Raw genomic sequence first — 23,287 nt, 5'->3', positions numbered from 1 at the left:
TAACTGAAGTTATTCTTCTTCTCAAGAGTTTTTATTCATCATATATTTAACCATTTGATAGATTAGCTTTTGGATTTTCTTATTGTCATTTCAAGGTAAAAGAGTGTTTTTTAATCCTCATATTTGGATGATGACTTCTTATATCCTTTACTTATTGATCATTAAAATAGCAGCAGTTTTTCAAGTTCAACTTGTTTTTTCTAATTCAATAGTCATAAACATTCCTAAAAATCTATTTAAAGGAGTTAATATAAATTCAAAAAAAGCTACTAAGGGATAAGTAAATGAAGGAAGAAGCTGGCGAAATGACAAACCACCACTTATCAAATATCTAAATGGGGTATGAAACGAGATTGAGCTTATTTTGAGGTTAGGATATTCATAAGTGAATTGCTTCAAATCTCTCTGAAAAATAATATAAGGTATAGCCATATTTGCTCCAGATAGTGGACCTCCTTCTTCAAAACCCCAACCCCCATTAACATCAAATGGCTCATGATGAAATCTAGTATATATAAATCTTGACCAGATTGTATTAGCTGGCTCAATCATTACCACCTTTCCTCCAACCTTTAAACAACGCTGCATTTCTTGAAAGAACAATCGGGAATCCTTAATGTGATGCAAAACATCAATCATTAAAAAAGCACTAGCACTACTGTCAGCCAAAGGTATATCCAAAGCAGAGAAGACCTTATCTACACCCTCATATGCAATAACGTCCGAAGTTATTACATATGGTATTTTTCTTTTAATAAATCCAGCTCCACTCCCTAGCTCAATCACTTCTCCTACAACTTTAATTGTTGACAATATATTAAGAAACTTTCTATAAAAGGATAGATAGATATTGCGCAAAAATACCTTTCTTTGGATGATTTTCCTAAGAATATATATATTTTCTGAATCGTCTAAACTCTTAATCTGCTGATTTTCTGGAAGTTTTAAAGTACGGACTAATTTTTGTATCATAGTTTGTATTAACGACTAAACTTTTAGATAAATTTTATCTTTTGGGCTGCATATAAACACATTTTCAATAAGACTAATCCTTCTTTGATATGTTGAATGTTTGATTGACCATACGTGCGTGGCATGTATCTTACAGGAATATCTTGAATCTGTAGCCCTAATTTGGCGGCTCCGAAAAGTAAGTCAAAGTCTCCAAAAGGGTCAAAGTCTCCAAAGTAACTGCGGTTTTGAGCAATTCTTTCATAGTGGATTTTTTTTAGAACTTTGGTTCCACAAAGTGAGTCTTTGATTTTTGTATTTAGTAGATAAGATAGCAACCATGCAAAAAAGCGATTTGCCATACGATTTAGCCATGGCATCGTATCTTCAGACACAGGATATATCAAACGACACCCGTTGGCAAATTCACATCTGCCTGAGGCAACAGCATTAAAGAAATAGATCAGATCTTCAGGGCGAACGGTCAAATCGGAGTCCAAAATAATTAGAATGTCTCCTTGTGCCATGGCAAAGCCCTCTCTAACAGCATTTCCTTTTCCTTTGCCTGTTTGCTGACAAATCTTGATATCCCATTTATCTTGATACTTGTTTTGTACACGCTGAATTTCCTCCCAAGTATCATCACTAGAATGCCCTTCAACAAAGATAATCTCTGTGTTTTTACCAAGCCTTGGCATTCGAGTAATACAGCTTTCGATATTTCCTGCCTCGTTACGGGCTGGGACAATCACAGAGCAGGTTAACTCTCTAGCATTTTCTTGAGATTCGTATGTGCTAATACGAGGTCTAGCAATAATATATTCAGTTAAACATAGCTGATTGAATATAGGTAAAGGAGCAATAAACTTATTAACGATATATGAAACTAGAGGGATATTTCTAGGAAATAAGCAACGCTTACCATGTTTAATTACTTCAAAACCAGCCAAATTGAATAAGTTTTCAATATCTTCTAAGTTTAACCAATTTAGAGAAGATACTGGCATTCTCTGTTTAAGGAATGTCGCTAATCTAAGGAATAATTCCCAACCAGGATTGTGAAAAGTTAAGATTACTCTGGTGGATGAATGACACATTTTTGATAAATTAGTAAAAACCATCTGAATATCACCAACATAACTGATTGTATTTGCTAATAATATGTAGTCAAACAACTGGTTACTTATAAATTCTTCAGCGTCAGTAGCTTCAAATTCAAGATGATTATACTTTTCTTTAGCGTTTTCAACTGCTAAAGGGTTTACGTCTATACCTAGTCCATAATCTGGCTTTACTTTATCTAGCAAATCACCCAAGCCGCTGCCAACTTCCAATACCTTAGTATATGGCTGAACCCAAAACTGGTAAAACAACTCTATGTCTCTATAATAATATGAGTTTCTGTTTCGCCATTTCTGAAGCTGTGTACTGACAAACATAAATATTCAAGGAGAAAGTAACTAACTATTTTTACAATATAATGGACAAATTATCAATCTAATTCCCAAAGCTCAGTCTAAAAATACTTTACAGGAATACATTGGAAATTAATATTATCATATTACAAACTAATAAAGAGATATACGAGAGATAAAAGTGATATTGGCAAAAAGATAAAAATGAATTTAAGTAAATCAAATAATTGATGAATATAAGTTGTAGTTTTATATTTCTATACTAGATACAAGCTTTTTTATCAATTTCTTGCCAAAGTTTATCCCGGGAATTTCTATAAAATAGTATGTAATTAGTGAAAAAATAGTTGAGAAAAATAAAATCAGTAGAAATGCTGCAATAAATTTAAAGTTTCCAGCAGAAATTTTAATAAAAAATGCCAGCTTGTCTAAAACTATAAAGTGTACGAGATACAAACTAAAACTTATTTTCCCCAGAAAAACAGTTGTCTTATTAACTAGAAATGGACTTGGATAAAAATGCAATGATAGTATAAAAAAAGAAAAAGAAATACTATACAAAAAATGTTTTGTAAGTAGATCGTTGAAACTTTGTGGTGTCAAAAATGCAATAAATAGAAATGCTGATGCAAACAGGAGTATTCTAGCAAGTGTTATATCTTTACAAGGAAATTTCTTGATAGTATGATAGACCAATATTCCTAATATAAATATTGGCAACTGTGAGAAAAAGTAAAGAGTTGAGAAATTATAAACTAAATAATTTTGAGTACTTGGATAAATACGGTAGAACAAGTCCAATACTATAATTGATGCAATTTTTGATAGTAACAAAGAGATAAGTAGAGCTATCAAGGTAGCTTTGATGCCATTTAATTTCTTAAATAGGAAAGGTAAAAAGAGATAAAATGTCACTTCTACAGCAATAGACCATCCACCTGGGACTACAGATGTAATTGTTTCAGGATTCCAACCATGAACAAAAAATACTGTTGAAATAATATGCCACCAATCAATTCCATTGGGAGCCCAATATCTAGGAGCCATACCATCACGCAATGTGTAGGTAACAATAGCTAAATAAAAAAGAGGTGCAATTCTAAAGAATCTCCTTATATAAAAACTAAGTAATGGTTTGGGTTCACTCTGTTTTCTTGCTTCCATGGACAAGAATAAAGTTAAAGCACTTGTCATAAAAAAAAGTTGCACTCCTCTTGAGCCTTCTGCAACTAGTTGAGACAAGAAAATGTCAGTAGGAGCAACCCTCTGTGAAGAGTGAACAATAATGACACCTAATATGGCAAAGCCCCTAAGAGCATCAATATAATCGAACTTTTTAATCGAATTATCTTTCATGAAATTATTTGTAAATTCGTCTGGATTAAATTCAAATCAGAAAAAGTCAGGTTGAATTTAATTTAAGCAATAATTTCATGATTCTAGTTAGTGATATTTTTGTAGAGTAAAACTGAGTCGTTATCAGTAGAAGGATACAATGTAAATTGTGAAGACTTTTGAATTCGTTCTAGAATTGGCAAAGAAGTTTGATTAAATGGATCATTAGGATGTAGTTCAGTCTTTAGCGTAATAAAAAAATTAATTTTCAAATCCAACAACCTTTTCCACGCTCTTTCTATATCTTTGTCTGCATAACCTAAGGGAGTATAATAGCAATGTATTTCTTGTGGGGAAAGCAATTGTTTAGAAGAATAATATGATGCTGAATTTGCATTAAACCAAGTTAGCTCTAAACCTATAATGTTGTATCTTTCGTTTCCTTCTTGCTTGCAAGTTGTATTTACTACATCAGCTAACAATTTTTTATTCGATATACTTCTATCAAATGCATATAACCAATACGAAAAATCACTATTTGGAAGAGTTAAGCCTAATGCTTGACTTTGGACAAAAAAGAACTGGGAAGTTAATATTAAAGCAAAGAAAATCACTATCAATTTCTGCCTTGTTCTCTTTAAAATCCAAGAAAGAATAATAACTAAGTAAGGCAATAAAGGTAGTAAATATCTATTCTCTTGATTTACATTTAGAGAGAATAAACATAATACTAAAACTATTTGAAACAAGGAAACAATAGCAAGAATATCAAAATAACTAGGCTTATAGAACCTTACTTTATTTTTAATTTTTAATACTTTTTTTGCAGCAATATAACCAAGCAAAACAAAAGTAGATATTAGACAAGTTGAAGAAAAAAAACTTTTTTGAAATGATGGTAGCCAAAATTGCAGTTTGCGAAAGAAATCTGCTTTTTCTCCATACAAAAGCGAAGCCTCTCCTGATGAGGCTAACATAGTAAAAGATAAAATAGTTTGTAGATTCTTTCCATACCATAACAAGAAACCACTTGCTAATACAAATGCTGTTAAAGCCAGAAAACCAGATTTTGAAATTGCATTAATATATTGGGGCTTACTATTGTTAATATTAATTTTATTATTCTTATCAATATTTCTGTTTTTCCAGATATTGTATAATATAAGTAAAACTGCAAGAAAGGAATATAATGGAGACGTTATTTTAGCCAGCATTGACAAAGATATTGCAGAAATCAAATGAAGAAGAGTTCTCTTTGTTTGCCAGTCTGGCGAGAAAACTGTTATGAGAACAATCCAAGTTACGGAAAGATACTGTAAAGGTTCAACAAGATACTGATGGGTTAATGCAACGGATAAAGGTGATGAAGCGGCAAAAAGACAACAAATAATTGTGATTAAGCGACTGCTTGTTAGTTTTGATACTATTTGATAAATAAGTACTAAAGAGCAGAATTGGGTCAATACTGTTGATGCAAGTAATCCAATTTCAATTGAGCCAATAAGATTGCCAATAGGAACAAATAGTTGTCCCAGCCAAGCAGTTCCCGGCGCTTTAATTCCGAAGGCTGATATCATATCTTTAGCCCAAGATATAGGTGAATGAGTTAGTTTGTAAAATAATTCTACAGAAACCTGCCCATACCAAGCTTGATCCCAAGGCCAAACACGTTGATCAAGGCTGATCCACAATATGCTAGGAGAAACAAATAGAAACAATAACAAATAAGAGTATAGATTGTTAAGCTTGTTTTGTTGTGCTTTTTCCATGATCATGGTTTGCAAAAAATAGATATACAGTCTAAATCATTGTTAATAAGTTGTTGTTTGACGATTTTTAGTCCAGCTTCACTACAATACTCAACAAATAGTTGTGCTGTCATATTGGTTCTCCAGCCAGGATTTTGCATCCATTCATTACTTGAATTGATAACACCATAATTAGAATGATGGACAAATCCAAATCCACCAGATCGCAAAACCCTGCAAAACTCTTTAACATATTCTTTGACTACTAATTTGTCAAAGTGAACCATTGCATCCCAAGAGTAGATGAATTGAATAGAATGGCTACTGATCTCTTTCAAAGTATGACCATCATTCACGTAGTAAAAGAAAGCGCATTTTTCGTCCCTCTCTCCAAATCTTTTCTTGCAAGCATCTATGCAACTTTTATTGACATCAACAAGATGGATCTCTTTTGCATATTCTCTCAATTTATTTGTGTTGCGACCGTGTCCTGAAGCAAGATCAATACAAATACTTAAATCACAATCTTTAATGTTTGGATAGATATACTCATTCCACTGATCATCCATAGCGGGTTCCGCCAAGTCAAAATAGGTTACATCTGATCCAAGAAGAACATCATGCGTATCTCTACATTCTTGAATCTGTTTGTACATTATTTTTTCTTTGTCATCAGATATTGGCGCACTAATAGCGTTTGACTTAGGTAAAAATAAAGATTGAATAGATTTAATTAATTTTTCCATAAAAAATTGAGCTCGGCGTGAATATTTTAGACTTTGATAATAGATGGTATCTTATTTGCGTCCCAAAAACAATATATAAATTCGTTAAAATTAATGCTCGTTATTGTCTGCTTCTGAGATTTTCTAACAATACTCAGAAAAATCTAGTATAAGCCAAATTTAATAACGCGTATTAACAAACGTACTGATTTCTTAAATCCAATATCAGTAGAGAAATTCCATACTAAATAAATAGCATCTTTCCATAATTTAAGATTTAATAATTCCAAGATCGTACCATTAGCAACCTGTTCGAGAAAGTAGACTTTGTCTATTTGTTTTAACATTTCTTGTGCTTTTGAATTTATCAGATCAATTGAAGCATTCTCATTTGTATGAGCTGACTGTGCAAGATAAACATAAAATAATTGTTCCCATTTTCGGCTTAATGTCATTCCTGAGACAGAAAATCTGTATCGTAATAATGGTTCGGAAATATTAGATAATGGATATAATTTACTAACTCGCAACCATAAATCGTAATCCTCCGCATTCTTAAATTCAGCTTTATAACCACCAAGCTCTAAAATTTTATTACGTCTCATCATCACTGAAGGATGATACATACAGTTGTATTGCAAAAGGGTTTGTTTGATTTGTTCAGAATTAGATGGAAGTTCTACTAAACGATCAAACTCTTGCTTAGCACCCATATGATAAACGTAGCTACCAACAACGGCAAATTCTGGATGACTAAGCATATAATCAAGTTGAATTCTAAGACGCTGGGGTAAAGACTCATCATCCTGATCCATTCTTGCAACAAAATCTGATTTCGCTAATTTAAGTCCTTCATTCAAGGTTTTAGCTAGTCCAATATTGACTTCATGAAAAATCAGGATGATCCTTGAATCCTTATCCGCGTATTGACGAATAACAGAAGTAGAGTTGTCAGTGGAACAGTCATCAATGATTATTAATTCAAACTCTGACATATCCTGAGAAAGGATAGATGCGATCGCTTGAGATAAGGTTGCCCCCCCATTATAAACAGGGAGTAAAACCGAAACCTTTACTGATGATTCCATAGTGTTTGCTCACATAAGGCTTTTAAACCTTGTTCAAGTTTAATTAAAGGCTCCCATGCTAAATTCTCATAGGATTTTTTTATGTCTAGCACTGTCCATGACGGCAATTGATTAGTAGTCTGGTTTGCTTGCCATATTTCTTTTGTCATAACAATACCAGTAAATTTCTCGATTAAGTCTAGGACTTGATTGACGGAATAGCCTGTTCCACTTCCCACATTGTAAACTTCAAAGGAGGATCTTTGATGTATAACCAACTCAAACATACGACACATATCCTCTAAATGAATGTAGTCTCTTACATTATTAGGATCTCCGTAAATTTTAACTGGTTGCCGATTAAGAGTTTTATTTAAAGCTACTCCAATTAAACCTTGCATACGCTCTGATGCTAGTAAAACTCCGTAGGGATTACCGATTCTGAGGCAAGTAGCTGTTAACCAGTTTTGTTCTGCACTCAAACGCAAATAATTTTCAACTGTAAGTTTTTGAATTCCATAAGAAGATGAAGGTTCGCAGGGATCAGATTCTTTAAAAGATAGGCAATTTAGAGAAGGCTTATAAATAGCCCCTCCGCTACTAGCATAAATTATGTTAGGAGATGCTCCATAGTCTCGAACTGCCTGCAATAAATTAAGTGTAGGGACTAAGTTAAGTAAGGTGTCACTAGAAATATCTCGATTTGAAGTAAGTGGCGTGTTGGTATGTGCAAGATGAATAATTAGATCAAGATTTTTGACAAAATCTGCACAAATTTGATTTGAGCTTAAATCCCCTTCAATCCAAACTACACTGTTAAAGCTTTTAATTTTTTCTGATGATATAGTTCTGCTTAAAGCATATAATTCATACTTTTCTAGATTCATTAAATACTTCAGCAAATATGATCCCAAAAATCCTGTTGCTCCAGTTATTCCAATTTTCACTATGTAGACCTTTGATAAAGGATGATTTTTTCTTTATTCATGATTAATATTAATTGCTAACAAAGTTAGCAATTATTCTGAAGCAATAATTTTTCAAACAAGCTTATATATTTGTTTTGGGCAATATTAATATCAAGATATTGCACAGCGTAATTCCTGGCATTTTTTCTCATACTTAGATAAAGCTCCTCATTTGCAAGCACCTTTTGAATGCAGTTTACAAAGCTTTCTATATCACCAGATGCACATAGAAATCCATTGTATTCATCCTTAATGATTTTCGGCAATCCTCCAACTGATGAGGCGATAACAGGTACAGCCATCGATAAGCTCTCTAGAACAGCATTTGGTCTCCCATCAATTTCAGATGGCAAAATAAGTAAATTAGAAATTTTTAGATAGTCTCTAGTGTCTACAAATCCAGGTAGATATACTTTACTCTCTAATCCATATCTTTTTATTTGCTCTAATGTTTCATGATACAAATTGCCGTTGCCAGCCATAACAAAATAAAGTGAATCATCATTTTTAAAGTGATTTGCAATTTCCACAAATAGTTTGGGACACTTTTCTTGTGAAAATCTGCCTAAAAAAGAAATGACAAACTTATCTTTAGGAACCAAATTATCAACTAATTCAATACTATTGATTACATTAGGATTGAAATAATCGGTATCGACTCCGTTATTAATTAGACGAACCCTATCGGATTGCTCTTGATGGTCTAATAAAAGACAATTTTCAACTGCTTCATTCTCAGCAATATTCATATCAATAAATTTTGAGTATCTACGATTGTTATTGATATGTCCAAATTCATTATATAGTTGATCAACAATCTTAATGTCTGGAAACTTATCTTTAATATCTGGCAATATGTCGTAAAGATAGGTTGATCCAGAAAGAAAAATAATTCCTATACTTTTGGATTCAATTAGATAAAAAACTAGTTCTTTCCAGATTTCAGGCTTAAGTAATTTGCATAGATTGTATATTTTTGTAGTTAACTCTTCGTACTTTGAAGTGTTATCACCCATGTCCAGAGTTACTGGGGATGTTGTGCAAATTGTTACATCAAAGCTTTGAGTTTTTAATGTTTTAATTAGTTGCAAAATTACTGTGTCAACGCCTCCAGTTGTCATCCAAGGTAAAGCAAATAAAATATTATTTTTCTTACACTCTTTAATAGAACTTTCTTGAAAAGAAAGACGTAAATTAGCGAAGCTATTATTAACAATATATTTCTTTCGATTACGCTTAATCTCTCTAACAAATCTGTTGTTAAGGTACAAGTTTTTATGATTATCCTTCACTTGTTTGTATAAAGCATCATGTTTTTCAAGTGCAGAAGATATCATTGAACGTCCATGCTTTCGGTACAAAAATAGGGGCTCATCAATTTTAGAGCCCGATCCTCCAATTTTAGCGATCGCCAACCAAAAATCCCAATCTTCATAGCCCTCAACCATCGACTCGTTGTAGCCTCCTACAGCCTCCCAAATACTACGCTTGAAAACTGCTGAAACATGTAGGCAATTTTGAACCATTAAAGTATCAATATCAAATTCTTTAGTTGGTATGACAGCTTGACTATCACCAAATTCTTGAACCCATGTATAACAAACATCTACATTTTCAGATTCGAGCCTAAACAAGCATTTCTCTAAGTAGGTAGGCTTAAGCAAATCATCAGCATCTAAACAGCAAATATATTTTCCTTTCGCTTCTTTAATCCCATTATTACGAGTGGCTGGAAGCTTGAAATTATTAGTCCTAACTATCTTTGTTTTAGGCTTGTTTAAATTTCTTAACAACATTATTGTATCTGGCTCAGTCGAACCATCATCAACAACAATTATTTCAAAATTTGTGTAAGTTTGAGCTAAGACTGAATCAATCGCTTCTTCTAGATATTTGCCATAGTTATAACAAGGAATAATCACACTAACTAGAGGTAAGTCACGAGACCACTGTTCTTGCTCAATGACCACTAAATTATCTTTCTTAGCGTTAGTACTAATATTGAATTTATTGTCAAAAACTTTGTAAAGAGTCAGCAATGAAAAACCCTGATCTTCATTCCTCACACCTATTTTTTTCCTGATCTCGAACCATTTCTCTCTAATTTTCCAGAATTTACTACTTTGAATAGCCTTTAAGTTAATTTTTTCTTGTTGTAGTTGAGATTTAGTTTGTTGTAGTCGCGATTCAGTTAGGAGGAGTTGAGATCTGGATTGTTGTAGTTGAGATTCAGTTTGTTGTAGCTGTAATTTGGTTTGTTGTAACTGAGGATTTGTAATTTCAAGTTGATATCGAAACTGAGACTTAAGTTGTTCTAGATTAGAGGCTAGATATTCCTTTTCATGTTTGGTTTGTTGCAGATTGTAGAAGTCTATATCTTCAAGATTACTAGTTTCATTGAGATAATCCTCAATAAAAGTGGATGATATATTTTTGTCAACATCTAGGAAAACAAAATTATTTTCTCTTTTAACGCTTTGGCTTGTATCTGCTGCTTCTTCAGTATTGTAATTAACTGTTACTTCTATATTGAAATAGAAGTTTTTTGTTAATTCAATAACTTTTGAGCTTTCTAGACATGAAGACTCTTCATTAAGTATACAAATTATGGTTGCAGGTAAAATTGATTGGCAGAGTAAAGACTCAATTTGATAGACCAATCGGAGAATATCGTTTCGACATAAAATGCCAACTACAAGACTAGAAATATTTTGAAATGGATTAAAGAATTGCAATGGAATTTCTTGATGAACAGAAATATTTTTAGTTTCTAGAACAGGTTTTAAGCTTAGACGATAGCCATTTAAAAAATGTTGATTCAAATTATTCAAATCACTCATCTGAGCATGACGATTACTATAAATATTTTGAACCTTATTAGCTGGTATATTAACAATCTTACTCTCGGCGTAACAGATCATCTGGTGCGCTGATATCGGTCGCAGAGCTAGCTGAGTTTCTAAAGTGTTGGGGTTATTAAATGATCGCTTGGATTCAATAAGATCGTATATTTCAAGAGTTCTAAATATATGCCCATCAAGAGACATAGGATAGCCCCAGTCTGAGTTTTTAGGCTGCTTTTGCCAATCCCATACAAGATTTGTGTCGAATGGAGGGGGAGGAGAGAAAATATTTGATGTGTAACAATACTCAATATCAGGAGAAAGCCTTAGTGATAAGCAAAGAATATTTGAGTCATTAATAAAAGTTTGAAATGTATTGTCTGCAAGATTAACAGGTGACTTGAATACTAAGTCATCAACGAGGAACATTGTGTAAGGATGATCATTCTTAAAGCATTCTAAAACTAATTGTTTAAATGAATCAGCAACAAATTGGTCTTGAGACTCTGGGAAATAGTTGAATGATGGAAATTGTTTTTTTACTATTTCATATCCCTGTTCATATTCTCTGTTTGTATAACTGAAGATAATATTTACAGAATAAAGTTGCCAATCTTGAAGATAGATCTTTAAACTTCTTAGTAATAGCTCTAACTGACAAGCTCTATTTTTACTAAAAATGATTATGTTTAACATGGCTTTATCAAGTGATACTAATGATTAATACTTTTTTCTGCTAATACGTGATAACCAAAACATAATAACTCTTCAGAATTATTTTGCTCCTGATTAATAATCTCTAAAAGACATAATGATTGATAAATTGTGTTATGGTCTAGTTCAGAAAAATTATAGTTGGCATATCGCTGAGCTACATAATTTATACGTCTTAACTCCTGTGCTACATAGTCAAAGAAGTTTCCGTTAGCTTCAATCTCAAGTATCTCCAAACCATATTTTCTCAAGTTTGCCTCATAAAAATATCTGTTAAATCCTGAATAAAAATGATACGGAGAAAAATGAGTTAAGCTGCAAAATGGAGCTGTTAAAATTAGTTTGCCACCTGAAACAAGCAGACGCTCAAACTCTTTTAAAGCGCCTAATGGATCAGGGAGATGCTCAAAAACCTCTGAACACAAAATAACATCAAAAGATTGATCTGGTTCAGGGATAGCGACTATGTCACTAATGATATCAATATTACTTTGATCCCAATTCCCCATCTGTAATCCTTTGAGATCTCCCTGTCCGTGATAGCTATCAAAGTCCTGCCCAACATAGTTTAAATGTTGGCAGAATTTTCGATGTTGTTGTTCCCCACATCCAGCATCTAGTATCCTTAATCCTGCGGGTAATGCTCTAAGTTGTTGCTCAATCCACTGATTACGTGGTTGCTCGTTTATAGTGCCTATTTGAACAGGCTTAGGATTATCACGAGCTTCTAAATTGGAGATTACTGGGTAATCAAAGACTTTTGTAGCTTCATCAAGTTGATTAGACTCTGATTTTAAGAACCTTTTAAATTTAACCCAAACATTTCTCAACTTCCAAAACTTACTGCTTTCCATAGCTGCAATTCTTTGTTGAGCTGCTTCGAGTTGTTGTACCAGTTCTATTTGTTTTGATTGCGTCATAAATACTTAGCGGTTCAAAGGTTATTCATTAAATGTTTGATGCAAAACATTAGGTTGAATTATAAATATATATTAGTTAACCTAGTTTGTTTTAATATTAACCGATCAAATCCACTAAATTAATTTAGATAAGAAATTTATGGTTTGTATTTATCGCAATAAAATATTTGAAGAGTGGCAATCATTAAACAATCAATTCAGTGTGGTTAACAGTACTAAGATATGACTCAACCACTTTATCTGCATCTCCAGTTAATTCTATTGTGCCTTTATTCATCCAAATTGCTTTAGTACAAGATTCACGAATAAACTCCATAGAATGAGAAACAACTAAGATAGTCACATGAGAATCCCAAAACTTATCTAAACGTTTTTTACATTTGTTTTTAAAACTCTCATCTCCTACAGACAGAACTTCATCCAGTATGAGTATGTCTGGCTGAACATCTGTAGCGATCGCAAATGCTAACCTAGCCACCATACCTGATGATAAACCTTTAACTGGGACATACTCGTATTCTTCTAACTCTGCAAACTCAAGTATTGATTTTGTTCTTTCTGCCATTTCTGCTCTAGAAAAGCCCAGAAGCACACCGTACAAGAGAATATTTTGTTTGACCGAAATTTCTGCATCAAAGCCAGCACCCAATTCAATTAAGGGTGCGATGTTTCCACGCACCCTAACAGTGCCAATTTTGGGTTCTAAAATGCCAGAAATCACTTTTAGTAACGTGGATTTACCTGCACCGTTACCACCAATAATTCCGATTTTTTCACCCTTTTCTACCACAAAGTCAATTTTATCAAGTACTAGCTTTCTCTCGGGATGACGATATTTGCCTTCTACTATAGATAGTATAGTTTTCTTGAGATCGTAGGAAAACTCTTCTTGAGTTCTGCGCCACAAACTAACTTGATCTAGCCGAATAACTTCCATCTATCGTAAATCCATGATTTTCGATTGTGAACCTTGAAAATGTAACGTGAAGATCATAATATCAAAGAATATACAGTTTGAGAAATTTTTTGCAATTACAAAGCTATTTTTTCCAGACTACTAGTATTACTCCAAGCATAATAAAGCTCAAACCAAATAGACGACTAGGAGGTATTGATTCTTTGAAGAAGAAGTACCCAAGCATTACAGAAAAAACATAGATAAGTGAGCCAGAGGGTGCAGCTATACTAAGATTAACTCTAGTAAGAAGGAGAATATAGGTCAAAGCCCCCAGCCCATAGAATGCTAACCCTCCAATTAATTCAGGTATTGTAATAATACTGAGGATATGACCAAGAGCATTGCTAGCACTAACTTTCCCCAATTTTATTGCGCCTAATTTCAAGAAAAACTGCCCCCCCACACTCGCCAAAACTGACATAAGCAGCAAACTAAACTCTTGTGGTGTCAACGCTTTATATACTCTAAATGAATAAATGGACGAATTTTAGGGCATCAACTTAAGATTCAAATATTCCCTATCTAAAGTAAATCCATAAACTGAGATCGAGATCGCTGAAAGTACAAGAAGCCCAGTCCTGCAAAAATCATACCACTTAAGAGTGCGGTCAAGATCAGGGTGAAATCTGGCAGATTGCCAGAGAGCGTTATTTGACGAAAGCTCTCAATAATTGGAGATAAGGGATTTAAATTCACAAATGGCTGTACAGATTTTGGCACAATTTCGGCGGGATAAAATACAGGACTACTAATCCAGAGCATAAAGACTAATAGTTCATAAAAATAGGGCAAGTCTCTGTAAAAGACATACAAGGCACTTACAAAAAATCCTACGCCAATACAAAATAATACCAATGCAATGAATGGTAAAAATATAGCAAAAACATTAATCAAGCTTTTTGATTTGATTAATGCAACGATCGCCAGTAGAAGAAAAGGTCCCAGCACAAACTGAAAAATATTGGCGGCGATCATGGAGACGGGAAAAACGCTCACAGGCAAGCGGATTTTATTTAGTAAGCTACCATTGCCAACAACACTCACTAGAGCCTGTGATGTAGAAGAAGAGAAGAAGTTGATTACTACTAAACCCGTGAAAGCAGCTAGGATATAGTTCCAAATTGACCCGTAATACTTAGAAAATGTACTACCGAAGATGGCTGAATATAATGCAGTCATTATTAAAGGGTTGAATAATGACCAATATATTCCCAAGACTGAGCCTCGATAACGCACATTGACGTTTCGACTGACTAAAACATGAAGTATTTCCCAAAAATGCCTTAATTCAGGGCTAATATATTTATTAACTAATGACAGATTCATTGACGGTCAAGACCTCATAATATTGAAAAGATAGTCTAACGTATGCACTATGCTAATAGTGTTTTACCATTAATGTGTGTTTATTGACTCAGGATACTAGCTTACAATGCTCTTCAATTAAATATTGAGATCACTTTCAGGCATTGATTTCAATTAAAACTTAATTCCTCATCGGCACTGGCTCACTAATTAGTGATATCAAGCTGTAATCCATATCTGATAGCAATCCTAGGCTTTAGCTACGATTTGCTTGTAAAGTCTCGCCAATCAACGGCTTCATCGGTCTATCACTAATTAGCTATCCAGAGCCCCTCATCAGTCTATCCAAAATATTTGAAATGTTTATCATTATCAATCCAAACATTTTTATCAAAGTACCCACTTATCTTTCTTGACAAAGATGGTATTGATATATGTGTCGGCATAAACCATGTACCCTTTACTCTCTAAAAACTGAATAATATGTATATCTTTCACTCCGTTACCAGTTTCGGAAAAGGAAATAGTTTCAACACAAATTATCAATGGAGAACTCTGTTCATAATTTATAGATTGTAGAATTTTTAGGTCAAGTCCCTCTACATCTAAAGACAAGAAATCTGGAAAGATTCCTTTGCAATAGTTCTGTATGATATTTGAAATCACGTCTACTTTAGTTCTTGAGATCGCAACTATTTGATGATTATTTTCTCGTATGCAATTTTCTGCTTCTTCTTTAGAAAATGTATTTAATGTGGGAGTTGAGATGATATAAAAATCTCTTTCTCCTTGCACATCATCAACCCCAACGTTTAGGTTAATATCTTCTGAACGCGCTAATTTAAAACTTTCAAACAAAGTAGGATCAGGCTCTATGTTTACACCTCTACTACCGTTTTTATAAAACAAAGCTGTATTGCTAAGATGCTCTGGATGATAAGCCCCAACATCAATGTAAGAAGGTGTTGAGATTCCAATAGCATCAAAGATAAACTTGACAATTAAATCTTCACCTGATTGAGAGTAAGATGTTTTAGAGTAGTTCTTTTGTTCTTTGATAGAGTCATTATTGTCTCCATTAGGAAGGTTATTCTTAGGCGATTTAACTTTTTTAGACTTTATTGAACGAATCTTTTTTGCCACCCAAACTAAATTAGAATCGAATGTTATTAGAAGTTCAACAACAAAGAATTTAAGCTTGTTGAAAATATTGATATCTTTATAGTTCTTTTCATGCCAAAGAAATAATCGAGAAGTCGTAATTAGAACTTTGCGTACAAGCTTAAATTTATCTTTTAAGCTAATAGAACTTCCAAAAATTAAGCTGATTTGTTTCATGATATATGGACTGTATACAAGCATTCTATCTACTCTTGAATCAACAGCCTTAATAACATACTCTGTATTATCTACTCCAGCTATGTAGAGCGCTTTATCCAGACTGTTTAAAACTTCAACTTGTCCATTGAGTAAAATTTTAGTTAATATAGCGCAGTCAGCAAAATCAAAGTAAAAATCATCATAATTCTGTTCATAATTCCGTATTAATGATTCTTTGAGATGTACCCCATAAAACATACTGGGTGCAGGTGAATCTAAAAATGCATTCACATTTTCTGCTCTTGAGTTGTTACTAGAGATGTTCGGTAAAACTATTTCTTCAATCAGATTATTATTTCTGTACAAAAGCTTCATTTTCGGGAAAACAAGTGTCGTGTGCTCATCAAAATTGGCTAAACATACTTGAATGAATTCAGGTTCCCACTCATCATCGTCAGCAGCCCACATAAAATATTTACCCATAGCTTGCTTAAGCACGAATAAAAAATTAGATCCTGCTCCTTTATTCTCTAATTGCCGAAAATAACAAATACGATTGTCTTTTGATTGAAATTCTTTAACTACTATTTCTACGTTTGGATCTATAGAACAGTTATCGGACACAATAATCTCAATATTTCGATAAGTTTGTTGAGTAATACATTCCAAAGTTCTTTTAAGACCGTTTGGACGATTATATGTCGGAATACCAACACTAACTAAAGGTTGTTTTTCTAGCTCATCTATGTTGTGCGTCATTATTTAACTCTCTTCAAATAACCATCAGGGGCAACGGTAATTAACAATTTATGTTGAATAATCTTATCAATTTCAAACTCTGGATGCGACTTGAGGTATTCCCACACTGCTGTTTTCGGATTGTTGCCTACTCCCCAAGGGCGATCTCCAAACATTTCATTAGGCAAATCCTCGATCGCAGTATCAAATATAATACAGTAACTACCCACAGAAGTTAGTGGCGCATATGCCTCTAGCTCAGCAAGGACATGATCGTGAGTGTGGTTACTGTCTAGGCATACTAAAATTTTCTGCTTACCAGCCGCTTTTGCTTTGACCTGTTCAATAATTTCAGGAGCGATACTTGATCCTTGAATCATCGAAATTCGCTTAAACATCGGATGTGATTCAATTGCCTCTCGGTTATGGGTGCGAATATCAATATCTAACCCCAATACTTCCGCATCTTGGCAACCACCACAAACCGCATTAAGTTCTAGCATCGAAGCCGAAAAAATCAGCGATCCACCATGGGCAATACCAGTCTCAATAATTAAGTCAGGCTGCACTTTCCAGATCAGCTCTTGCATCGCCAACATATCCTGCGGATATTGTATTATTGGGCGACCTAACCAAGAAAAATTATAAGTGTACTGATACGGTGCAGAATCCAGCATAAACTGAATAGCCGAACTCTTTGCTCTATCATCCTTGCCTAAACCATCAATATTGATAGACTTAGATTGCTCAAATTGTTCAATAGGATTCATGCTAAAAATTCTTTCCAGTAAATTGTTGATGACTTAATATATTCTTTCCCTTGTTTACCGATATTAGCAATAAGATCTAGTATTGATACATGAGGGTTAAATGTAGAAAATTGCTGTGGGTAAGGCAATTTGAGATAATTCATATACTCTACCCTAATACCGTTATTCTCGAAAAGAGAATGATCTAAATAATTTTTAGCTCCATGTCCAGTAATGTAATGAGTCCCATTTAAATATTTAACTATCTGATATACCCTCTCAGAACTACTACCTTCTATCTCCAGTTTAGAAGCAGTGTAAAAACTTTTATCTTTTGCAATATCAAAGTAATTCATACTAAGTTCTATACTTTTCATAGAGACTTCTGAAATAGTATTAAGATGGCAATCAAAAAGATTAGTTACTAAATCTAGCATTTCCTTAAGATAAGGTGCATTTTTATAAGATTGTTTAAGCAATTCTAGATGTTGGTTTTGCCAATCCCTTTGATTATCTATCTCTAATTCATTAATCAAAACACCTAGTTTTAAATTTTTTAGAGGCACTGTAAGCCAGTTAAATCCTCTTGATGAATTAGTTTTGATCTGTACACGATTAGTAAAACTACCTTTAGAAAACTGCACATCATCATAATTTACGTAAGCATCACATAAATTCACCTGCTCGAACATTCCGACCCAAGGGAAATACATTGGTTGAGATATAACAATCTTCATATTTAGATAAACTTATTTAGAACTTCCGCTTTCTAGCAGGATTACCCATAAGTTGTATGTTGCTGTCTGTCCACCTTCCATATACTACAGAATTGGGCGCTACACTACAGTAATCTCCCAATTCTGTGCCTGGCATAATGATACTACCAGCACCTATCCATACTCCTTTCCCGATTTTAACAGGTTGATACTTTAAGGAGGTTTCCGCAAGAGAACTTGTACTTCTATTTCCATATTGAGTCGTCAAAACTACATTAGGTCCAAAATGTGTAGCATCTCCAATCTCGACTCCGCCTTCTCCTAATATAGTACTTCCCATCCCTATAGCAACATCATCACCCAAAACCACCTTCATCCCGCGTCTAGAACCATAAATGTAGACACCAGATTGGAGAGTACACTTATGTCCAAATGAAATAGTGTCTATATACTTCAGAGTGACTGATTTCTCTATAAGCACATCATAACGATAGGCAATTTTAAAAGTATTGAGCCAAAGCCTAAATTGATGTTTAATGTTCTTCAACAACATAATTAAGAGTTTATAAATTCTGAAATGGCAAGTTTGATTAGCTTGTAGTTTAATAAATCACCAATTTGCTCATCATCAAAAACAACTGTAAACTCCTCCTCCAATGCAACCACCAAATTCATATGGTGTAAGGAGTCCCAAATTTCAATGGTATCTGGAGAAGCATCTTCAGAAATAGAATCAGCTTCAATCTCAAACACTGCCGCCATTACTTGTTTAATTCTTTTGTCAATCATATTTAACTCAACGTTGTTATACAAACTATTTAAAAATAAACTTAAAAACAAAAAAATCATTCTTATAGTGAATTTAATAATAAACGATATTCAGTCCTAGAATCACTAGCAGATAAAATATCAAAGCCATTTTTTTCATAGAAGTTAGCTACTTGCATATTCTTAGGGGTTTTCACATAATTTGCAAAGATATGATTTACACCTAATTCTTTTAGGTCATTAATAATAAAGTTAACAAAGTTAATTTCTATATTACGTCCCAATACTCTACAACTCAATAAGAATGTATCTATTTCTGCTTCGGTATGATTGATAGCGATGATTGCCAACCCTGTAAGACCATAATCTCCAAATTTGTCGCTTACTTCCATAACATAGATACGATGATCGCCGCCTTCTAATAAACCTTTAATTTCTGTTTCTGTATATCGTTTAGTTGTGAGATTAAATTGATTGGTCTTTTGAGTAAGTTGAGATGCTCTTGTTAGATGTTCTGAATGATTAATATGAATCGATAGTTTAAGCTCTAATGAACTTAAGTATTCATCTATTGATGCAAACTTTTTTCTTTCATTCTTTCGCCGAGCCTCATAATGATACATTTCTATCCTTTTGTTATCTTCAGCAGTTTGAGATAGCTTAAAAAATAGCGAAGTGGTTTCTCGAAATAAAGAAGGATAAGTATGAAGTGGCTTAGGAACTTGTAGAGTTGTAACTTCTGGTAAACTACTTTCAACACAGCTTATCTCAAATGATGAATCATCTACAAAAACTAAACTATCAGCACCAACATTTAAATCTTCAATTAATTCCTGTAAGTTTTTATCTTTGCTCTGCCAATTTATCTTTTTTGCAAAAACATCCCTTTCATCCAAAGCAAAATCGGATCTAGATTTCCATATCTCATCTAGATCCGATTGATTATTTTTACTGCATAAACAAACCATGACTCCATCGTTTGACAGATTTTTAATTAAATGATGTACCTCTTCAAAAAAAACACCATTTTTATCATTAGTAGATAAGGAAATCCCTTCTAATCCATCTTCCCCAATAATACCTTTCCACAATGTATTATCACAATCTAAAACTAGTACCTTCTTACTTTTGCCATTAACGGAAAGAATAAGAGGAGATATAAATTGTGCATAACATTTAAGGAAATCTATACTATAGAGAGCCTTAGAGGAATAGTAGTAACGAAGATCTACACTTCTTGCTATAGAGACTTGGGCAAATAACTTATCTATAGGTATTAAAAAGAAGTTGCTTGGAATATTGCTACTAATATATTGGTTTAGTTCATTACAAATTTCATCAAATTGGTTTACACGCAAAAAATGTTGATTAAATATTAATGTGCTAAATTGATTGAAAATCACTAAAGGTGTTGTAGACAAAGAATAAAATACAAAATCAATTTCTTGCTTTACTTTTACTATAAGTGCTGCAATTTCATCTGAAGTCATTGTTAAGGATTTATATTGCAGACCATCTATTATGTTCGCTAATTCCCAAAAAACAATTACCACATTAGATTTGGCATAGGTTGCACTATTCTGAACAATATTATCGTAGTCTCCAGAATTGACTTTTGCATTAATTCCTTGACTTCTGATGGCAAATTCTAAAATATCATTAAGCTGTGATGTAATTATGTTAGACAACACAGATATTGTATACATAGGTAAATTTGCTAGACTTTCACCTAACACTTTATTGTTGGATAATATTTCCGTATATTTTAAATCCTTAAGTACCAGTGTTCTCATAAATTTAAAGCAAATCAATATAAGTCCAATCATTAATTTTAAATATCAAAAAATATTGAATAAAATATCGACAATCAATAACTATGTCTTTATTTTAGGTAATATATCAAATCATTACTTGTCCTCCATTCACACGCAAAGTCTCTCCAGTCATAAAATCAGACTTGTCGGATGCTAGGAAAGCGATCGCATTGGCTACATCTTCAGGATTTGCCAATCTCCGTAGCGGTGTTTTCGCTGCTGTAACCAACCTAACTTTCTCTGGGATATTTGCAATTAATTCAGTCTCTGTCATGCTTGGTGAAACAAAGTTAACGCGAATACCTTTTGCAGCTAATTCTACCGCTAGCGACTTCCCAAAACCGTATAAAGCAGCTTTTGCTGTAATATAAGGTAGCCAATCTAAAGGCGGAGTACCTTCAACAGCCTGTGTTTCTAGGAATATTATCTTTCCATACTTGAAGTTCTCCATAATTGGAAGACAAAGCTTTAATAGGAAAAAATTACTTTTAATATTAATATCAATTTGTTTTTGTATATCTTCCCAATCTAAGTTCTCGATTTTAATATTGGGCAAATTAATTGTGGCACAATTGACAAAAACTGTTAAAGCTTCAAACTTGCGCTTGAAAAATTCAATTAATTCTTTTACCTCATCTTCTTTAGTTACATCTGCTTTATAAATCTCAGCTTTTACATTTAATTGCTGTATTTTTTCCTTCAACTTTAATGCACCTGAATGATCACTAAAGTAGTGGATTAAAATATCAAATCCCTCTTTTGCTAAAATTAGTGAAGTAGATGTTCCTATGCCACCTGTAGCACCAACTACCAAAGCAACCCTAGTTTTTTTAGATGTAGCAACCTCTTGTTCTTCTGTTGGGATAACTTCTTCTATTATCTTTACTTTAGCTATACCAGTCGTTACTTTTTGCTTGTCTTGGTTATATATATCAGTCTGAATCTCAATTGCTTGTAGTTTATCAAATTTCTTTATAACCTCGGCTGTAACGGTTAATTCATCTCCAACTCGTACAGGCATGAGAAAATCTAAGCTCTGCGAAAACCACAATGCCCCATCTCCAGGCAGCCTTGTGCCAATAATTGTAGAGATAAATGATGCGCCTAACATTCCGTGTGCAACAGGCTTTTTAAATGTGGTTTTAGCTGCATAATTTTTGTCTGTATGCAGTTTATTATCATCACCTGTAAGTTCTACAAATTTATCAATATCACTTTGTAGAACTTTATGTTTTATTTTGGCTTTGTCTCCTACCTGAATTTGCTCAAACTTGCTCATTATCTCTCCTCCTACATACGATCGCACAGTAGTTAATAGTGATTTTGCGTTTGATTATTTCTTCCATTGGTAGAGATTCTACTGGGCAAACTCTCTCGTCTAAAATTTCTAAACCACACAAGCTAAACATTTCTCTTATTTCATCTACTGAATGAAAATGGTATATGTGGTCAATCGCTGGACAATTCACACAAGTCGAGATAAATCCTCTACCGTTCTCTGTTAGTAAGTTGTAAAATTGTGTTAAAAGTCTTACAGGGAAACTTACATGCTCAATTACTTCACCCATCGTTATAAAGTCATACTTATGTTCGAGACTCAATGACAGCATATCTTCATTGTAATAGCTTATATCTAACTTATCATTAGCATGTAATTCTTGCATAATTGATTTGGTAATCTCTATAGATGTAGGGCTAATGTCTACAGCGATATACTTTTTACATTTTTTAAGTATGTTTACAGCTTCACTTAAGAACAAACCATGACCAGGTCCAATCTCAAGATAGCTTGTTGTATGTTCAGCGTAATTTTGTAGAGCTAGTTTTAAGAAAGAAAAAATTTTATAATGGCTTGTCCATAAGAATTGTGATATTGCCAAACCAATCATGTATGACTTCATCTCTTGAGGATTGTTGTATACATTGTCAAATGTTTCTCTGGAAACCTTTACTGGATATTTACCCAATCTCATAAAGGATACTTGACACCTTAGCATATCACTACACATCTTTAAATATGCATTTACTGCATACTCAAAGGGAATATTTTGACTATCTAGATACCTAGCGTATTGAACAGTGAAATCTTCTGCCTCTCTAAAAAAGGAACTAGTTTGTTCACCTAGATACCTCTCTAACTTTTTCTTTTGAAGAGGTGCTTTCTGGTAGATCATGCCTAACAATTTGTTGAAATGTGAATAATTAGTCATACTGCTCAATATCAAAACTAAGT

Annotated in this window: 20 protein-coding genes; all 20 read right to left on the bottom strand. The window is 33.3% G+C overall.

The window, feature by feature from the left end; translation table 11 throughout:
* Window positions 1-186: 186 nt before the first annotated feature.
* Window positions 187-972 (bottom strand): methyltransferase domain-containing protein, encoded by a 786-nt coding sequence (locus H6G05_RS00930; RefSeq protein ID WP_190575465.1) that lies wholly within the window; start codon window positions 970-972, stop codon window positions 187-189.
* 23 nt (window positions 973-995) lie between these two features.
* On the bottom strand, window positions 996-2,390 hold the full coding sequence (locus H6G05_RS00925) for a glycosyltransferase (protein WP_190575463.1): 1,395 nt from the start codon (window positions 2,388-2,390) through the stop codon (window positions 996-998).
* 225 nt (window positions 2,391-2,615) lie between these two features.
* The gene (locus H6G05_RS00920; protein ID WP_190575461.1) at window positions 2,616-3,722 is read right to left on the bottom strand and encodes an acyltransferase family protein; all 1,107 of its coding nucleotides are present in this window, start codon (window positions 3,720-3,722) and stop codon (window positions 2,616-2,618) included.
* Between the two features lie 83 nt (window positions 3,723-3,805).
* Window positions 3,806-5,470, bottom strand: a complete 1,665-nt coding sequence (locus H6G05_RS00915) for a hypothetical protein (protein WP_190575458.1) — start codon at window positions 5,468-5,470, stop codon at window positions 3,806-3,808.
* Between the two features lie 2 nt (window positions 5,471-5,472).
* Window positions 5,473-6,195 carry a class I SAM-dependent methyltransferase gene (locus H6G05_RS00910; protein WP_190575456.1) on the bottom strand — a complete coding sequence of 241 codons (723 nt, stop codon included), beginning with the start codon at window positions 6,193-6,195 and terminating at the stop codon, window positions 5,473-5,475.
* Window positions 6,196-6,338: 143 nt separating this feature from the next.
* Complete coding sequence (locus H6G05_RS00905) at window positions 6,339-7,262, bottom strand: glycosyltransferase family 2 protein (RefSeq protein ID WP_190575454.1); 924 nt, start codon at window positions 7,260-7,262, stop codon at window positions 6,339-6,341.
* Window positions 7,247-8,188, bottom strand: a complete 942-nt coding sequence (locus H6G05_RS00900) for an NAD-dependent epimerase/dehydratase family protein (RefSeq protein ID WP_190575452.1) — start codon at window positions 8,186-8,188, stop codon at window positions 7,247-7,249. Before H6G05_RS00900 ends, H6G05_RS00905 begins: the two co-directional genes overlap by 16 nt.
* Window positions 8,189-8,253: 65 nt before the next feature.
* The gene (locus H6G05_RS00895; protein WP_190575450.1) at window positions 8,254-11,748 is read right to left on the bottom strand and encodes a glycosyltransferase; all 3,495 of its coding nucleotides are present in this window, start codon (window positions 11,746-11,748) and stop codon (window positions 8,254-8,256) included.
* A 17-nt stretch (window positions 11,749-11,765) separates the two neighbouring features.
* A complete protein-coding gene (locus H6G05_RS00890) occupies window positions 11,766-12,686 on the bottom strand; it encodes a class I SAM-dependent methyltransferase (protein ID WP_199310234.1) in 921 nt (306 codons plus the stop codon).
* A gap of 184 nt (window positions 12,687-12,870) precedes the next feature.
* A complete protein-coding gene (locus H6G05_RS00885; RefSeq protein ID WP_190575449.1) occupies window positions 12,871-13,623 on the bottom strand; it encodes an ABC transporter ATP-binding protein in 753 nt (250 codons plus the stop codon).
* Between the two features lie 103 nt (window positions 13,624-13,726).
* On the bottom strand, window positions 13,727-14,095 hold the full coding sequence (locus tag H6G05_RS00880; protein ID WP_190575448.1) for an EamA family transporter: 369 nt from the start codon (window positions 14,093-14,095) through the stop codon (window positions 13,727-13,729).
* 71 nt (window positions 14,096-14,166) lie between these two features.
* On the bottom strand, window positions 14,167-14,970 hold the full coding sequence (locus H6G05_RS00875) for an ABC transporter permease (protein ID WP_190575447.1): 804 nt from the start codon (window positions 14,968-14,970) through the stop codon (window positions 14,167-14,169).
* 369 nt (window positions 14,971-15,339) lie between these two features.
* Window positions 15,340-17,028, bottom strand: coding sequence for a glycosyltransferase (locus tag H6G05_RS00870; RefSeq protein ID WP_190575446.1), 1,689 nt, complete (start codon window positions 17,026-17,028; stop codon window positions 15,340-15,342).
* Window positions 17,028-17,777 (bottom strand): cephalosporin hydroxylase family protein, encoded by a 750-nt coding sequence (locus H6G05_RS00865; RefSeq protein WP_190575445.1) that lies wholly within the window; start codon window positions 17,775-17,777, stop codon window positions 17,028-17,030. Before H6G05_RS00865 ends, H6G05_RS00870 begins: the two co-directional genes overlap by 1 nt.
* Window positions 17,774-18,493, bottom strand: a complete 720-nt coding sequence (locus tag H6G05_RS00860; RefSeq protein ID WP_190575444.1) for a WbqC family protein — start codon at window positions 18,491-18,493, stop codon at window positions 17,774-17,776. Before H6G05_RS00860 ends, H6G05_RS00865 begins: the two co-directional genes overlap by 4 nt.
* A gap of 16 nt (window positions 18,494-18,509) precedes the next feature.
* A complete protein-coding gene (locus H6G05_RS00855) occupies window positions 18,510-18,848 on the bottom strand; it encodes an acyltransferase (RefSeq protein ID WP_190575443.1) in 339 nt (112 codons plus the stop codon).
* A gap of 179 nt (window positions 18,849-19,027) precedes the next feature.
* Complete coding sequence (locus tag H6G05_RS00850; protein ID WP_199310232.1) at window positions 19,028-19,261, bottom strand: acyl carrier protein; 234 nt, start codon at window positions 19,259-19,261, stop codon at window positions 19,028-19,030.
* A 62-nt stretch (window positions 19,262-19,323) separates the two neighbouring features.
* Window positions 19,324-21,033 carry an HAD-IIIC family phosphatase gene (locus tag H6G05_RS00845; RefSeq protein WP_190575441.1) on the bottom strand — a complete coding sequence of 570 codons (1,710 nt, stop codon included), beginning with the start codon at window positions 21,031-21,033 and terminating at the stop codon, window positions 19,324-19,326.
* A 106-nt stretch (window positions 21,034-21,139) separates the two neighbouring features.
* Complete coding sequence (locus H6G05_RS00840) at window positions 21,140-22,333, bottom strand: SDR family oxidoreductase (protein ID WP_190575439.1); 1,194 nt, start codon at window positions 22,331-22,333, stop codon at window positions 21,140-21,142.
* A complete protein-coding gene (locus H6G05_RS00835; protein WP_190575437.1) occupies window positions 22,320-23,264 on the bottom strand; it encodes a class I SAM-dependent methyltransferase in 945 nt (314 codons plus the stop codon). The genes H6G05_RS00840 and H6G05_RS00835 overlap by 14 nt, the downstream gene beginning before the upstream one ends.
* Window positions 23,265-23,287 lie beyond the last annotated feature (23 nt).

Origin of the sequence: Phormidium tenue FACHB-1050, from assembly GCF_014696925.1 — a bacterium.
Lineage (GTDB): Bacteria > Cyanobacteriota > Cyanobacteriia > Pseudanabaenales > Pseudanabaenaceae > Pseudanabaena.
Note: the sequence above shows the minus strand (reverse complement) of the source record. Positions and strands in the feature narration are given on the sequence as shown.

Bases quoted from the DNA above. Each gene is read 5' to 3' on its own strand.
- H6G05_RS00910 (WP_190575456.1), bottom strand. From the start codon at position 6,195: ATGGAAAAATTAATTAAATCTATTCAATCTTTATTTTTACCTAAGTCA.
- H6G05_RS00890 (WP_199310234.1), bottom strand. From the start codon at position 12,686: ATGACGCAATCAAAACAAATAGAACTGGTACAACAACTCGAAGCAGCT.
- H6G05_RS00865 (WP_190575445.1), bottom strand. From the start codon at position 17,777: ATGAATCCTATTGAACAATTTGAGCAATCTAAGTCTATCAATATTGAT.
- H6G05_RS00875 (WP_190575447.1), bottom strand. From the start codon at position 14,970: ATGAATCTGTCATTAGTTAATAAATATATTAGCCCTGAATTAAGGCAT.
- H6G05_RS00920 (WP_190575461.1), bottom strand. From the start codon at position 3,722: ATGAAAGATAATTCGATTAAAAAGTTCGATTATATTGATGCTCTTAGG.
- H6G05_RS00855 (WP_190575443.1), bottom strand. From the start codon at position 18,848: ATGAAGGTGGTTTTGGGTGATGATGTTGCTATAGGGATGGGAAGTACT.
- H6G05_RS00930 (WP_190575465.1), bottom strand. From the start codon at position 972: ATGATACAAAAATTAGTCCGTACTTTAAAACTTCCAGAAAATCAGCAG.
- H6G05_RS00905 (WP_190575454.1), bottom strand. From the start codon at position 7,262: ATGGAATCATCAGTAAAGGTTTCGGTTTTACTCCCTGTTTATAATGGG.
- H6G05_RS00860 (WP_190575444.1), bottom strand. From the start codon at position 18,493: ATGAAGATTGTTATATCTCAACCAATGTATTTCCCTTGGGTCGGAATG.
- H6G05_RS00840 (WP_190575439.1), bottom strand. From the start codon at position 22,333: ATGAGCAAGTTTGAGCAAATTCAGGTAGGAGACAAAGCCAAAATAAAA.
- H6G05_RS00925 (WP_190575463.1), bottom strand. From the start codon at position 2,390: ATGTTTGTCAGTACACAGCTTCAGAAATGGCGAAACAGAAACTCATAT.
- H6G05_RS00870 (WP_190575446.1), bottom strand. From the start codon at position 17,028: ATGACGCACAACATAGATGAGCTAGAAAAACAACCTTTAGTTAGTGTT.
- H6G05_RS00845 (WP_190575441.1), bottom strand. From the start codon at position 21,033: ATGAGAACACTGGTACTTAAGGATTTAAAATATACGGAAATATTATCC.
- H6G05_RS00895 (WP_190575450.1), bottom strand. From the start codon at position 11,748: ATGTTAAACATAATCATTTTTAGTAAAAATAGAGCTTGTCAGTTAGAG.
- H6G05_RS00850 (WP_199310232.1), bottom strand. From the start codon at position 19,261: ATGATTGACAAAAGAATTAAACAAGTAATGGCGGCAGTGTTTGAGATT.
- H6G05_RS00885 (WP_190575449.1), bottom strand. From the start codon at position 13,623: ATGGAAGTTATTCGGCTAGATCAAGTTAGTTTGTGGCGCAGAACTCAA.
- H6G05_RS00915 (WP_190575458.1), bottom strand. From the start codon at position 5,470: ATGGAAAAAGCACAACAAAACAAGCTTAACAATCTATACTCTTATTTG.
- H6G05_RS00835 (WP_190575437.1), bottom strand. From the start codon at position 23,264: ATGACTAATTATTCACATTTCAACAAATTGTTAGGCATGATCTACCAG.